The organism is Natrinema caseinilyticum (genome assembly GCF_024227435.1).
In the GTDB taxonomy this organism is placed as follows: Archaea; Halobacteriota; Halobacteria; order Halobacteriales; family Natrialbaceae; genus Natrinema; species Natrinema caseinilyticum.
The window spans coordinates 2,715,768-2,728,873 of record NZ_CP100445.1 but is presented as its reverse complement, the minus strand read 5'-3'; the positions used below and the strand labels follow the sequence as shown (position 1 = coordinate 2,728,873).

The following is a 13,106-nucleotide window of genomic DNA, read 5'->3' as shown; positions in this document are numbered from 1 at the left end:
GGACGTGACTCACGATACCACCGCGATTGTCACGGGCGGCGGTCGCGGAATCGGACAGGAGATCTGCCTCGAGTTGGCCGGTCGCGGCTTCGATATCGTCATCGCTGACATCGACGAGACGGGGATGGACGAGACGGCGGAGCTGGTCGAATCCGAAGGTCAGATCGCCCGACCACAGTACACCGATCTCAGCGACGTCGCGACGGTCGAGTCGACCGTCGACGCTGCCATCGAGGAATTCGAAACGGTCGACGTACTGGTGAACAACGCGGGAATCGCCGGACCGACGGCACCCTGTGAAGCGGTCGAGACCGACGACTGGGAACGGACGCTGGCGATCAACCTCACCGGGCCGTTCGCGATGTGTCGGTCGGTACTACCGCACATGAAAGCCGACGGCTACGGTCGAATCGTCAACGTCGCGTCGGTCACCGGCAAGCGCCCGCTCGCCGACCGGACACCCTATGCCACGTCGAAAATGGGATTGATCGGCTTTACCCGCACGCTCGCTGCCGAAGTGGGCGCCCACGATATCAACGTCAATGCAGTGTGCCCGGGGTCGGTCGACGGCCCGCGTATCGAGCGGGTCTTCGAGCGGAAAGCCGAGGCGACTGATCGAACGTTCGAGGCAGTGCGAAGTGATGCCCAAGCGGAAAGCCCCCGGGGCGAACTCGTCCAGCGCGAAGACGTCGCCGCGCTCGTCGGGTTCCTCTGTTCCGATCAGGCGGATCGGATCACCGGCCAGGACCTGAACGTCTCGGCCGGGAAGGTGATGTACTGACTGATACCGTCGCACCGCCTCCGGAACGCCGCCGCACCGCCTCCGGATACGGTCGCGTGCGACGCCTTGCGTGGCGTCTGCGGGTCGTTACGCTTCGCGAACCAGCGCAACGCTCGCGAGCTGGTCGCCCGCGGTCACGGTCGCCTCCCGGGTGAGCGCATAGAGGATGCCACCTCGATCCGCCGTCGCCTCGTGTAACGGCTCGTAGGTCGTCGGATGGTAAACCGTCCCGATCGAGTGACCCTCCGAAACGGACTCGCCGACCTCGAGCGAGGGATTCGGCCGGAAGAGGCCGGACTCACGGGCCGTAACCTGCCCCAGGTGGTTCCGAGCGATGGGCTGGTCGCGCCGGGGAACCGTTCCGGGGAGGAGGTCGAGGTACCGACAGACGTCGAGCAACCCCTCGACCCCGTCGTCGACGACCGTCTCGAGGATCTGCTTGTTGTAGGCGAGTTCGGGCGTGATCGAGGGGATCCCCTCTTCCGCGGCGGCGACGCGGAGCTTTCCGGCGAAGCCGCGGCGGTGCCACTCCGCCGTGGCGTCCTCGTCCGCCTGTTCGGATAGCAGGAGGTCGGTTCCGAACGCTTCGGCGAGCGATCGGGAACGTTCGTCGCCCTCGCGGTAGACGACGTGGGGGAGCATGTTGGGGCTCCCCGTATGCAGGTCGACGATCGCGTCGGCCGCCGCGACGTACTCCCAGAGCCGGGCGGCCATCCGCTGGTGAAGACTGCCGTCGCCGTTTCCCGGCCAGATCCGGTTCATGTTCGGGTTGACGCTGTCTAGTGGCTCCGGCGTCGTGTAGGAGACCCGGTCGAACGTCAGCGGGTTCGCGACGGGGACGGCGATCACGGACCCCGACAGCGTCTCGAGCGGGAGGCGCTCGTGGAACCGTCGGAGTACCTCCGTACCGTTGATTTCGCGGCCGTGCTGGGCTGCCTGTACGTACAGCGTCGGCCCCGACTCGTCGCCGCGATAGGTGTGAACCGTGGTCGTCAGTTCCACGCCCGACGGTAACCGCGCGAGCGTCACCTGCTCCCCCGCGTGTGTGCCCTCGTTCATGGATCCTCGTTCGACGTCGGGAAGTATGTAGCTGCGGCCGGCCGTCGGCCGTCGGACCGATCACGGCTCCCGCGGGAGCCGGCGACGTCGGCTCGCGGTCCCGCGACTCGAGACCACTATCGTTTTCAGTCGTCCCGTCGTCGCCGACGTATGGGAGACGTTACTGCAACCCTGCACACGACCGAGGGAGAGATCGAGGTCGAACTGTACGACGAACGCGCGCCGCGAACCGTCGACAACTTCGTCGGACTCGCGACCGGCGGGAAGACCTGGACCGACCCCGAGTCGGGGGAGGAAGTCGATGGCGAACCGCTGTACGACGACGTGGCCTTCCATCGCGTCATCGAGGGGTTCATGATCCAGGGCGGCGACCCGACCGAAACCGGACGCGGCGGCCCCGGTTATCAGTTCGACGACGAGTTCCACGAGGAACTGCGCCACGACGACGAAGGCGTGTTGAGCATGGCAAACTCCGGACCGAACACCAACGGCTCGCAGTTCTTCATCACGCTCGACGCCCAGCCCCACCTCGACGACCGCCACTCGGTCTTCGGGAAGGTCGTCGACGGGATGGACGTCGTTCGCGAAATCGGCAGCGTCGACACCGACGCCAACGACCGACCGCGGGAGGACGTCGTCCTCGAGTCGGTTTCGATCGACTACGAGTAAGCAGCGGTCGGCGATTCGATGGTCCAGCGGACGGTCGGACGGACTGCGAGCCGATGTTAACGGCCACCCGACCGATGTGTTTTACCTCCGGGGACGATGTACTCGGGTAGAATGGGATCGTCTTCATCCACTGATCCATCACACGTCGTTCGACTCCGTCACCAGGAGGTGGTCATCGAACTCAGCAGACGGGCCCTGGAGACGGACGATCACGAGCGACTGCAACGCGACGCGGCGGCCGCTGTCGCAGAATCGCTGGACGTCGAGTACTGTGGTGTGTTCGAGTTGCGGCCGGACGACGACGAGTGCATCTTGCGAACGGGAACGGGGTGGGAGTCGGGAACCGACGGGACTGCGACGCTACCGGCCGGAACGGAGTCGCCGACCGGAGCGGCACTCCGGGCCGACGACCCCGTCGTCGTCGAGAATCTGCAGGCTGCCGAACGGTTCGAGGAGTCCGAAGTACTCGCCGAGCACGACGTTACCAGCGCCATCACCGTCCGAATCGGCTCGAGAGACGAGCCGCGGGGCGTTCTGGGAGCGTACTCGAGCGCGGAGCGGGCGTTTGGCGAAGCCGACCGTGAGTTCGTCCGGAACGTCGCAGCGATTCTCGCGTCGGCCACGCGAACCGGGCAGGCGCGAGGAGACCGCGACGAGGTGTACGGCCGGATCTCGGACGGCTTCTTCGCGCTCGACGAAGAGTGGCGGTTCACGCATCTCAACGACCGTGCACACGAACTGATCAATCCCGACGGCCGCCAGCTGGTCGACAAACACATCTGGGAAGCGTTTCCCGAAGCGATCAGCCGGAAGTTCGAATCGAAGTACGAGCGGGCGATGTACGACCAGGAAGCCGTCACGTTCGAGGGGTACTATCCCGAACCGCTCGACGCGTGGTTCGAGATCCGTATCTATCCGTCCGAGACGGGGCTTTCGGTCTACTTCCGCGACGTCACGGAGCGGATCGAGCGAGAGCGGAAACTCGAGGAATCGGAACGGCGATACCGAACCCTCGTCGAGCACTTCCCGAACGGAGCGGTCGCACTGGTCAACGACGAGCTCCGGTACGAGACCATCGGCGGCACCCCGGTTGACGAGCCCGAAGCGACGACCGCGGAACTCGAGGGTGAACCGGTCCGGGAGGCGTGGGCGCCGGAACTGGCCGAGGAGCTCGCCCAGGGCTACGAGGCAGCCCTCGCGGGCGAGTCGAACTCGTTCGAAATCCAGACCGCGGATCAGGTCTACGACGTGCAAATGGTCCCGATCCGAGACGACGACGGCGACGTGTTCGCCGCGCTCGGACTGTCCCAGAATATCACCGAGCGCCGCGAGTACCAACGGGAACTCGAGCAATCGGAGCAACGGTACCGAACGCTCGCGGAGTACTTCCCGAACGGGCTCGTAACCCTGTTCGATCACGACCTCGAGTACACGCTGGCCGCCGGCCAGGGCTTCGATCGGATCCCCGTCGAACCCGACGATCTCGAGGGGAGAACGTTCCACGAGGTCTGGCCGGACGAAACGGCCGACGCGCTTCAGCCGGCGTTCCAGGCCGCCCTCGCGGGCGCGGAACGATCCGTCGAACTCGAGTACGCCGGCCGCGAATGGGTGCTCCACGCGGTCCCGATCACCGACGAGCGCGGCGACGTCTTCGCCGGGATGACGATGGCCCAGGACATCACCGAACAAAAAGAGCGGGAACGATACCTGCGCGACGCCAAGTCGCAACTCGAGGCGGCGACCGAAGCCGGCGCCGTCGGAACCTGGGAGTGCGACGTCAGGACCGACGAGATGGTCGTCGGCCCGTCGTTCGCACGGACGTTCGGTGTCGACCCGGACGCGGCCCACCAGGGCGTGTCGCTCGATCGGTTTATCGAGGCCATCCACGAGGCCGACCGCGAGCGGGTCGTTTCCGAGATCGAGGAGGCGGTCGAGACCTGCGGGGAGTACGAGTCGGAGTATCGCGTCCGAAACGCCGATGGCGAGATCCGATGGGTGGTCGCTCGCGGTCGCGTCGAATGCGACGGCGACGGCGAGCCGGTGACCTTCCCCGGCGCGCTCACCGACATCACCGACCGCAAACGCGCCGAATTCGAGCGCCAACGCAACCAGAATCAACTCGAGACGCTGTTCGAGGTCCTCCCGGTCGGCGTCGTGGTCGCCGACGCCGACGGGCAGCTCGTCGAGGCCAACGACACCGCTCGAGAGATCTGGGGCGGGGACGTATTCGACGCCGGCTCCGTCGCGGAATACGAGAAGTACGCGATACGGTGGGCGGACTCGGGCGAGCCGGTCGCGCCCGAGGAGATGACGATGAGCCGAGTCCTCGCCGGCGAAGACGTTCGGGAACCGGACGTCTTCGAAATCGAGGCCGCCGATGGGGAGCGGCGAATCATCAGAGTCCAGGGACGGCCGGTGGTCGACGAAGACGGGTCCGTGACTCGAGGCGTCATCACGTTCACGGACATCACCGAACGCCGCGAGTACCAGCAGAAACTCGCCGAAAGCGAGCGCCGGTACCGGACGCTCGTCGAACACTTCCCCAACGGTGCGGTGTGCCTGTTCGACGAGGACCTGCGGTATCAGATCGCGGGCGGCGAAGTCTTCGGCGAACTCGGCACCGACGCGACTGCGGTCGTCGGCCAGACCATCTGGGACAGGTATCCGACTGCGCTCGCCGAACGACTCGAGCCCAATTTCGAGGCCGCCCTCGCGGGCGAGACGAACACGTTCGAGGTGTCGTTCCACGAGCGGGACTGGCTCGCCCACACGCTCCCCGTGACCGACGACGCGGGCGAGATCTTCGGGGGGATGATCATGCTGCAGAACATCACCGAGCGCAAGGAACGCGAACGGGAACTCGAGGAGTCCGAGCGCCGGTACCGAACGCTCGTCGAGAATTTCCCCGAGGGATCGGTCGGACTGTTCGACGAGGAACTGACGTATACGGCCGTCGGCGGCCAACTCCTCGACGAAATCGGCATCGATACGGCGGACCGCATCGGAAACAGCGTCTCCGACATCTATCCGGATCGTCTGATCGAGAAATACGAACCGTACTTCCGAGCGGCGCTCGAGGGGGAACACCACTCGTTCGAACTCGAGATGTACGATCGGCACCTGTACGCTCATACCCTGCCGGTCAGAAACGCCGACGACGACATCTTCGCCGGCATGGTCGTCGTTCAGGACGTCACCGAGCGTCGGGAGTACCGGCGAAAGCTCGAGGAATCGAACGAGCGTCTAGAGCAGTTCGCCTACGCAGCCTCACACGACCTGCAAGAACCCCTCCGGATGGTCACGAGCTATCTCACGTTGCTCGACCAGCGCTACGAAGACGCCTTCGACGAGGACGGCCGGGAATTCCTCGAGTTCGCCGTCGACGGCGCCGAGCGGATGCGCGAGATGATCGATGCCCTGCTGATGTACTCGCGGATCGAAACGCGTGGCGACCCGTTCGAACCGACGGACCTGAACGCGGTCCTCGAGGGCGTCCTCGAGGACCTACAGCTCCAGATCGCGGAGAGCGACGCCGAAATCACGACCGAGGAACTCCCCCGAGTCGACGGAGACGAGAGTCAACTCCGCCAGGTGTTTCAGAATCTGCTCAGCAACGCGATCACGTACAGCGGCGACGAGTCGCCGCGGGTTCACGTCGGTGCCGACCGACGCGACGGGGAGTGGGTGATTTCGGTCCGCGACGAAGGGATCGGCATCGCCCCCGACAATCAGGAACGAGTGTTCTCCATCTTCGATCGGCTCCACAGCCGCGAGGAGTACGACGGGATGGGAATCGGCCTGGCGCTCTGTGAGCGCATCGTCGAACGTCACGGCGGCGAGATCTGGGTCGACGCCGAACCCGGCGAAGGATCGACGTTCGCGTTTACCCTCCCTGCCTCGGACGACCGCGAGCGGTGACGCGTGGCCGCGGGCGTCGCGACCACCGCTACCGTGCGGTGACAGTAGTCCCCGGAACCCGCTCGAGTGGTGCTGCAGGGCGGCCATTTAGGGCACGGACCACGTACGGCCGGTATGGGTTGGACAGCCGACGACATTTCGGATCAGCACGGGCGAACGATCGTCATCACGGGCGCGAACAGCGGAATCGGCTTCGAGGCGACCCGCGAACTCGCGCGCAACGGCGCGACGGTGATCATGGCCTGCCGAAGCCGCGACCGCGGCGAGGACGCGGCGCGGGACATCCGCGAGGACGTCACCGACGCAGACCTCCGCGTCGAGGAGTGTGATCTGGGCTCCTTCGAGTCGATCCGGGCGTTCGCCGACCGACTCGAGGACGAGGCGATCGACGTACTGATCAACAACGCGGGGGTCATGGCGATCCCGCGCTCGGAAACCGAGGACGGCTTCGAGACCCAGTTCGGCGTCAACCACCTCGGCCACTTCGCGCTCACCGGGCTGTTACTCGAGAACGTACGCCGCGACGAGAAACCCGATTCGCGGATCGTCACCGTCTCGAGCGGCGTCCACGAACGCGGGGAGATCGACTTCGAGGACCTCCAGCACGAACAGTCCTACGACAAGTGGGACGCGTACGCGCAATCGAAGCTCGCGAACGTGCTGTTCGCGTACGAACTCGAACGACGGCTGCTCACGGCGGACGCGAACGTAAAGAGCATCGCGGTCCACCCGGGCTACGCCGACACGCAACTGCAGTACCGCGGCCCGGAACAGAGCGGCAGCCGACTGCGAAAGGCCGGAATGCGGGTTTTGAACACCGTTCTGGCACAGTCAGCGAAAAAAGGCGCGCTCCCGACGCTGTACGCCGCCACCGATCCGGACACCGAGGGCGGCGCGTACTACGGCCCCGGCGGGTTCCAGAACATGCGCGGGGCACCCGAACGCCAGGCCTCCTCGGACCGGTCATACGACGAGGAGACGGCCCGTCGACTGTGGGCCGTCTCGAGCGAGTTGACCGGCGTCACGTACGACCTGCCGGAGCCGAAAGCCGAACTGTCGGCGTAACGGGTCACAGAGTTCGAATCGAACGATGGTATTTTTGGCCACAATTATTTCCGATACGCAGCCAATACATGGATATCAGGTTCCGTTTTTACAGTTCCGATGATTCGAAGACCATGTTTCAAACTCATTCGAATCAGATTGTGAGCGAATTTTCCAGCATGATACTTGCCACGTGGTTCGAAATGTAACCGGGCCGTCTTTTCATCGGAGAGCGGAACTCGGAAATCAATCCACCGAATATCACCGCTCTCTCGATCCGTTGCCGTTTCTACCGCATTGATGCAGTCGTCACAATCAAAATAGCGTATGTATTGCCTCCACGATGGTTTATCCCGTTTCGGAATACGTAACTTGTTGTGGAGGACTTCGATTCGTCCGGAAGAGAACTCTATCGCCATGGGAAGAAGCTTCGTCTTTGGAATGTCATATAAGTCGGCATCGTCCTCAGAGGGGAGGTCCCAGAAGACCATCTCCCTGGGCGTTTGTGTGATATTCTCCGTTCTCCGCCAGTCTTTGTCCACTCCGACATCGTTTATAAAAAATAGTCTACTAGGATACTGTGACAAATAATCTGCTAGAAGTTGCACGAGTTGCTGTTGTGGCGTCTCAACAGGCGTAAGTTCGATTATGTGCTTTTGTTTCTCTTTTGATATAAACATATTTTTACAACTCGCCTCAACTGTGAATTCGCCGAGCAGTGAACTAAGACCCCCTACGAGCTGTCCGATGTTGATCCTGCCTCCGAGACCACGACTCACCTCTCTCGCTGTTTCTTCCGTGAATTCCATTTCCCACGATTCTTCACGTTTTACCTCCGGTCGTATTACGGAATTGTAAAAGAGTTCGATGTAGTGATCATCGATAAAATGTGGCGGGTCTAACAGCCACTCGAATCGGGTCGTTAAGTCATCTGCACTGGTAATCTGCCGGCTTTTCGGATCATTCATGGGCCCGTTCTAACAGCATTCACCACAGTATTGTACTTAATATCCCAGGCCAGATATATAACTAGTAGAATTTTTCAAGAGCAATCACCAGTGCGTGTTAGTCCCGGAGTGAGTATTGAACCTGTTACTGCACATTCTCCGAGACATTCCATGAAAGTAGGGTTCGTAAGACGTGATCGTCGGGGTTCCCTGAACCAGAACCCTCGCAGCGAAGGCGGCCCAGAACCACGCAGTTGCCGTGACCGAAAAATGATATCGTCTCGGCGTCACCGTGAGATCTATACTCCACGTACGCGAGCCCGAAGTACCACATACTGTTTGTGGGCGGCGCTGCGCAACAACGGCAGCACCGGGCCCAATTCACCGATCTCTGTCTGCTGGCAGGCTGCTCAAAGATCGTATTTCGAATGAGCGATCGGCGCAGCGGGCCACCCTCGACTCGAGTACGCACCCCACACCGTTCGCGCCAACCGTAAGGCGAAAGACCGACCGGTCGAACTAGAACCCAATGAGCGACGACGGCATTCAGCGCGCCAGCGACGTCGGCTCGGCCGACGCCCCGCCGATCGAGGACAAGCCCTACAAGATCATCTTCGAGGCGAACAAGTGCTTCGGCGCGGGCAAGTGCGCCGAAGTCAGCGACAACTGGGAGATGTCTATCGCGTCCGGCATGGCTCAGCCAAACGAGTACTTCTTCGACGAGGACGACCTCGAGCACAACGTCCGCGCCGCGGAGGTCTGTCCGGCGAAAAAGGACGACGGCTGCATCCACGTCGTCGATCGCCGAACCGACGAGGAGATCGCGCCGGATCCCCACGGAGACGGGACGCTGAGCGTCGACTGGTAGTACGAGGGAGGGACGCTGCCTCGAGTCCGGTCGACCGCGGCCGGAAGCGAACCGGCGCCACACCGAAACGCACATCCCGACCCCGGGACAACGACCGATTGCCTTCTGTGCGAGGGTAGCCAAGCAGGCCAACGGCGGTGGGCTTAAGACCCGCTCCCGTAGGGGTCCTTGGGTTCAAATCCCAACCCTCGCACTCGTCACGAGTATCCGCGAGTGACGAGTAAGTGATGCGAGATTTGAATTACGGAAGACGCAGCGCGAACGACGTGAGTGATCGTCTTGAGGTGGTTCAAATCCCAACCCTCGCACTCGTCACGAGTATCCACGAGTGACGAGTGCGACACGCAGGGATCGATCCAGGAAATTACAGTCCGTCGAGCGAAGCGAACGAGAGCGTTCGACGTTCGACCGCGGTTCGAGCCGCCGCTCTCGGAGTTCGTCTCGCGTATTCGTCCGTGGGACGGGAGGAATCGAATCAGCCCGAGAGAGCGTGATCGACTCGAGCGGACGACCTATTGCATGTCCTCGAGCGTTCGAACGGTATCCGACATGATCCACGCCGTCTCGCTGTTCGGGTCCTCGAGAGAGATCGCGAAAAACGACTCGCGGCCATCGTCGACGGTAATGCGGTATCCACGGCTCTGCAACGCTCGACCATCGTCGGAGACGGGTTCGGGGGAGTTCACAGTCGTCTTCAGGGCCACCAGCGGATAACGAACACGATTCGGGACGGGTCCGAAAGGTACTCCACGGAGTCGCCGACTACCCGCTGGCGGTCGCTGGCGGGGCGGGTCCGGTACGAGCGGCCAGGGGACGAGTACCGCTTCAGTCCGGTGGCTGCGGCAGATCCCTTAGAACGGGTACTCCCGAGGCTCGTGCTGGATCGAGATCCACTTCGTCGTCGTCACTTCCTCGAGGATCCGGTCGCCGTTGTAGCGGCCGATGCCGGACTCTTTCATCCCGCCGAACGGGACGTGGGGGTCGTCGTTGACCGGCTGATCGTTGATGTGGATCATTCCCGTCTCGATTTCGTCCGCGATCCGGCGAGCCTGCGCCAGATCCTCGCTGTGGACGGACCCCGAGAGGCCGTGGATCGTGTCGTTGGCGAGGTCGATCGCCTCCTCGTCGCTCGAGAAGGAGATTACGGGAGCCACGGGACCGAAGTGCTCGTTGCACGCCGCGGCCATGTCGTTGTCGACGTTCGAGAGGACCGTCGGGTCGACCACGAGGCCGTCGTGGTCGCCGCCGGTTTCGAGCGTTGCACCCTCGTCGACCGTCTCCTCGACGTACTCGATGATCTGGTCGCGCTGGCTCTCGTCGATGATGGGGCCGACGATGGTGTCGTCGGCGGTCGGATCGCCGGTCGGCAGCGAGGCGGCCCGATCGGCGAGCGCGTCGACGTAGTCGTCGTAGAGCGATTCGTGAACCAGGTGACGATTAGTCGAGATGCAGATCTGTCCCTGGTGGAGGAACGAGCCGAAGACGCCCCCCTCGACGGCCCGCTCGAGGTCGGCGTTCTCGGTGACGACGTGGACGTTGTTCCCGCCGAGTTCGAGGGCGGGCATCGCGGCGTTGCCGGCCGCCTGCTCTCCAACGCGTTCGCCGACCGCGGTCGATCCCGTGAAGGCGATGACGCTCGGAACGTCGTGGCCCGCAACCGCGTCGCCGATGTCGGAGCCGCGACCCGGGACGACGTTGACGATCCCCTCCGGAGCGCCGGCCGCCTCGAAGATGCGCGCGAGCAGCAGGCCGCCCGTGATCGGCGTGTTCGAGGCGGGTTTGAGGACGACGCCGTTGCCGGCTGCGATCGCCGGCGCGACAGCCCGCATCGAGAGGTGGAGCGGAAAGTTCCACGGCGAGATGACACCGACCACGCCGACGGGAACTCGCTCCGCGATATTCTCTTTGCCGGGCGTGATCGAATCCGCGTGCTGGCCGTCCATCCGGAACGGGTAGCTGGCCGCCTGCTGCATCATTCCGCGGGCGGTCCCCAGTTCGGCTTCGGACTTGACCTGCGTGCTCCCGGCCTCGAGGGCCAGCAGTTCGGCGATATCTTCGCGGTGGTCGTCGACGAACTCGAGGGCCGCGTTGATCACGCCGGCTCGCGCTTGCGGCGGCTGTTCGGCCCACTCGGTCTGGGCCGTGGCGGCGGCCTCGTACGCGCTGTCGACGTCGTTTTCGGTGCCCGCCGGGACGGTCGCGATCTCCTCGCGCGTGTAGGGATTCTCGACGGGAATGGCGTCTCGGTCGCCGCGATCGATCCAGTCACCGGCGAGGAACAGCGAATTCCAGCCGTCCTCGGGTGCGAGGGGTAAGTGTAAGTCGGTCATACGCGAGTGCTATCGCTCGAGCGAGCAAAAGAAACGGACTCGCAGGTGCAACGGGGCGGAAAGTGAGAACTCGGACGCGGGGAAATCGGAGCGAACGGCGTTCCGGGGACGGAATCGCAACGGGAGCCGCTCCCCTCAGGCGAGGCGCCTCGGAAGCAACACGGCGAGCGACAGGTAGATCACGACGGCGATGACGAGAGCGAGGAGGAAGCCGAGAGAGAGGGTCTCGGAGACGAACCGCCATCCGAACAGCGCGAGAGCCGCCGGCGGGAGCGCGAGTCCGGCGGCCGTCCGGTGGAAGCCGCGGAGGCGAGTCCCGACGTCGGTCGGCTCGAGGTCGTCCGCGTCTCGTTCCTCCTCGTCGGCGATCACCGCGGGGAGAAACAGGTAGGTTCCGAGGCCGAGCAGCAGGCCGACGAACGCGCCGAACACCGGATCGCCGAACAGCACGAGGGAGACGTACGCGAAGACCGGAACGTCGACGATCCCGGCACCGAGCGCGATCAGCTGTGGCGACAGCCCGCCCTCGTCTCTGGAGTCCGATCGCGCGTCGTGAGAGTCGTTCATCGTATCCGGACCGATTCGCTACAGCCATATCATAGTTCTCGGTCACGATCGCGACCCGAACGGTGCGCGCTCTCTGGTCAGTCCTCGCTCTCGGTGACGTCCTCGGCACGAAGCTCCTCGCTGGCCTCGCGAACTTCGCGCATCACGCTCGAGATGCGCTCTTCGGCCTCGAGTTCGTCCTCGACGGAGAGGTCGACGCCCTCGACTTCGAGGAGGAACTTTGCGACCTCGGTCGCTTCGTACATCACGTCGTCGAGTTCCTCCGCGGTGAAGAAGTCGCACATCGCGCCGTAGAGGAAGGTCGCCCCGGCGGTGCGGACCTTCTCCTCGAAAGAGGACCGGGCCTGATTGACGGCCTGGGGAGTGTACGTATCGGTCATGAAGGGGATGAGTTCGGGCAGGTTCTCGCCGATTTTCGTCATCTCGACGCCGGTCTCGGTCCGGAAGTCGGAACAGAGCCGCGCGATGGCCCACTCTCGAGCGGTGATGTAGGTCCGATCCCGCAGGAACTCGTTGACCCGATCGTACTGCGCGCCGTCCATTTTCTTGAAGCGAGCGTATTTTTGTACGTCTTCGGGGATGTCGGATTCCTGTGGCTCCGGATTCGGAACCGCCGGCATGGACGCGTCGGCATCGTCCGAAGACGGCCGCTCGGCGTCATCCGTCTCCGTCGCGGGCCCGTCTCCATCCGCTGCGGGCGCCCCGCCGTTCGTGGCGGATCGTTCCCCGTCCAGAGTCTCCGCGTCGGTCGTGGCGTCCACCTCGTCACCGGTCGGGCTATCGTCCCTCGAGCCGTCGTCCGTTCCGGTCGGCCGATCGGTCCGATCCGGGCGGTCCGATTCGGAACGATCGACCGTCTCGTTGCCGTCCATGCGGTGGCATTGCAAAACGGCGGGCAAAAGCGTTCCCCTCCCCCGCGGCCG

At 63.8% G+C, this 13,106-nt stretch carries 11 protein-coding genes and 1 tRNA gene; 6 read left to right on the top strand and 6 right to left on the bottom strand.

Annotated features, from left to right (window positions below; translation table 11 throughout):
• Window positions 1–4: 4 nt before the first annotated feature.
• Complete coding sequence (locus tag NJT13_RS13370) at window positions 5–781, top strand: SDR family NAD(P)-dependent oxidoreductase (protein WP_254522132.1); 777 nt, start codon at window positions 5–7, stop codon at window positions 779–781.
• 87 nt (window positions 782–868) lie between these two features.
• Here NJT13_RS13370 and NJT13_RS13365 read toward each other — a convergent pair whose 3' ends face one another.
• Entirely contained in the window at window positions 869–1,840 is a 972-nt protein-coding gene (locus NJT13_RS13365; protein WP_254522129.1) for a succinylglutamate desuccinylase/aspartoacylase family protein, read from the bottom strand.
• A 150-nt stretch (window positions 1,841–1,990) separates the two neighbouring features.
• Here NJT13_RS13365 and NJT13_RS13360 point away from each other — a divergent pair, with 150 nt between their 5' ends.
• The 3 genes from NJT13_RS13360 to NJT13_RS13350 all read left to right on the top strand — a co-directional run bounded on the left by NJT13_RS13360 (window position 1,991) and on the right by NJT13_RS13350 (window position 7,492).
• A complete protein-coding gene (locus tag NJT13_RS13360) occupies window positions 1,991–2,509 on the top strand; it encodes a peptidylprolyl isomerase (protein ID WP_254522128.1) in 519 nt (172 codons plus the stop codon).
• A 111-nt stretch (window positions 2,510–2,620) separates the two neighbouring features.
• A complete protein-coding gene (locus NJT13_RS13355; RefSeq protein ID WP_254522127.1) occupies window positions 2,621–6,427 on the top strand; it encodes a PAS domain-containing protein in 3,807 nt (1,268 codons plus the stop codon).
• A 114-nt stretch (window positions 6,428–6,541) separates the two neighbouring features.
• On the top strand, window positions 6,542–7,492 hold the full coding sequence (locus NJT13_RS13350) for an oxidoreductase (RefSeq protein ID WP_254522125.1): 951 nt from the start codon (window positions 6,542–6,544) through the stop codon (window positions 7,490–7,492).
• Window positions 7,493–7,536: 44 nt separating this feature from the next.
• Here the strand turns inward: NJT13_RS13350 and NJT13_RS13345 are convergent, their stop codons facing one another.
• Complete coding sequence (locus NJT13_RS13345) at window positions 7,537–8,439, bottom strand: hypothetical protein (protein WP_254522124.1); 903 nt, start codon at window positions 8,437–8,439, stop codon at window positions 7,537–7,539.
• Between the two features lie 508 nt (window positions 8,440–8,947).
• On the opposite strand from NJT13_RS13345, the gene NJT13_RS13340 reads away from it, so the two are divergent.
• Together NJT13_RS13340 and NJT13_RS13335 are read left to right on the top strand one after the other, a co-directional pair.
• Window positions 8,948–9,286, top strand: a complete 339-nt coding sequence (locus NJT13_RS13340; protein WP_254522123.1) for a ferredoxin — start codon at window positions 8,948–8,950, stop codon at window positions 9,284–9,286.
• A gap of 109 nt (window positions 9,287–9,395) precedes the next feature.
• Window positions 9,396–9,479, top strand: a tRNA-Leu gene (locus tag NJT13_RS13335).
• A 319-nt stretch (window positions 9,480–9,798) separates the two neighbouring features.
• On the opposite strand, the gene NJT13_RS13330 is transcribed toward NJT13_RS13335, so the two are convergent.
• The 4 genes from NJT13_RS13330 to NJT13_RS13315 all read right to left on the bottom strand — a co-directional run bounded on the left by NJT13_RS13330 (window position 9,799) and on the right by NJT13_RS13315 (window position 13,055).
• The gene (locus tag NJT13_RS13330; RefSeq protein WP_254522121.1) at window positions 9,799–9,972 is read right to left on the bottom strand and encodes a hypothetical protein; all 174 of its coding nucleotides are present in this window, start codon (window positions 9,970–9,972) and stop codon (window positions 9,799–9,801) included.
• Window positions 9,973–10,137: 165 nt separating this feature from the next.
• Entirely contained in the window at window positions 10,138–11,616 is a 1,479-nt protein-coding gene (locus NJT13_RS13325) for an aldehyde dehydrogenase family protein (RefSeq protein ID WP_254522119.1), read from the bottom strand.
• 135 nt (window positions 11,617–11,751) lie between these two features.
• Window positions 11,752–12,183 (bottom strand): hypothetical protein, encoded by a 432-nt coding sequence (locus tag NJT13_RS13320; RefSeq protein WP_254522118.1) that lies wholly within the window; start codon window positions 12,181–12,183, stop codon window positions 11,752–11,754.
• Window positions 12,184–12,260: 77 nt separating this feature from the next.
• Window positions 12,261–13,055, bottom strand: a complete 795-nt coding sequence (locus NJT13_RS13315) for a DUF5806 family protein (RefSeq protein WP_254522117.1) — start codon at window positions 13,053–13,055, stop codon at window positions 12,261–12,263.
• Window positions 13,056–13,106: the final 51 nt, after the last annotated feature.

Coding starts and splice junctions, on each gene's coding strand:
- NJT13_RS13365 (WP_254522129.1), bottom strand. CDS start 1,840: ATGAACGAGGGCACACACGCGGGGGAGCAGGTGACGCTCGCGCGGTTA.
- NJT13_RS13360 (WP_254522128.1), top strand. CDS start 1,991: ATGGGAGACGTTACTGCAACCCTGCACACGACCGAGGGAGAGATCGAG.
- NJT13_RS13355 (WP_254522127.1), top strand. CDS start 2,621: ATGGGATCGTCTTCATCCACTGATCCATCACACGTCGTTCGACTCCGT.
- NJT13_RS13350 (WP_254522125.1), top strand. CDS start 6,542: ATGGGTTGGACAGCCGACGACATTTCGGATCAGCACGGGCGAACGATC.
- NJT13_RS13345 (WP_254522124.1), bottom strand. CDS start 8,439: ATGAATGATCCGAAAAGCCGGCAGATTACCAGTGCAGATGACTTAACG.
- NJT13_RS13340 (WP_254522123.1), top strand. CDS start 8,948: ATGAGCGACGACGGCATTCAGCGCGCCAGCGACGTCGGCTCGGCCGAC.
- NJT13_RS13325 (WP_254522119.1), bottom strand. CDS start 11,616: ATGACCGACTTACACTTACCCCTCGCACCCGAGGACGGCTGGAATTCG.
- NJT13_RS13320 (WP_254522118.1), bottom strand. CDS start 12,183: ATGAACGACTCTCACGACGCGCGATCGGACTCCAGAGACGAGGGCGGG.
- NJT13_RS13315 (WP_254522117.1), bottom strand. CDS start 13,055: ATGGACGGCAACGAGACGGTCGATCGTTCCGAATCGGACCGCCCGGAT.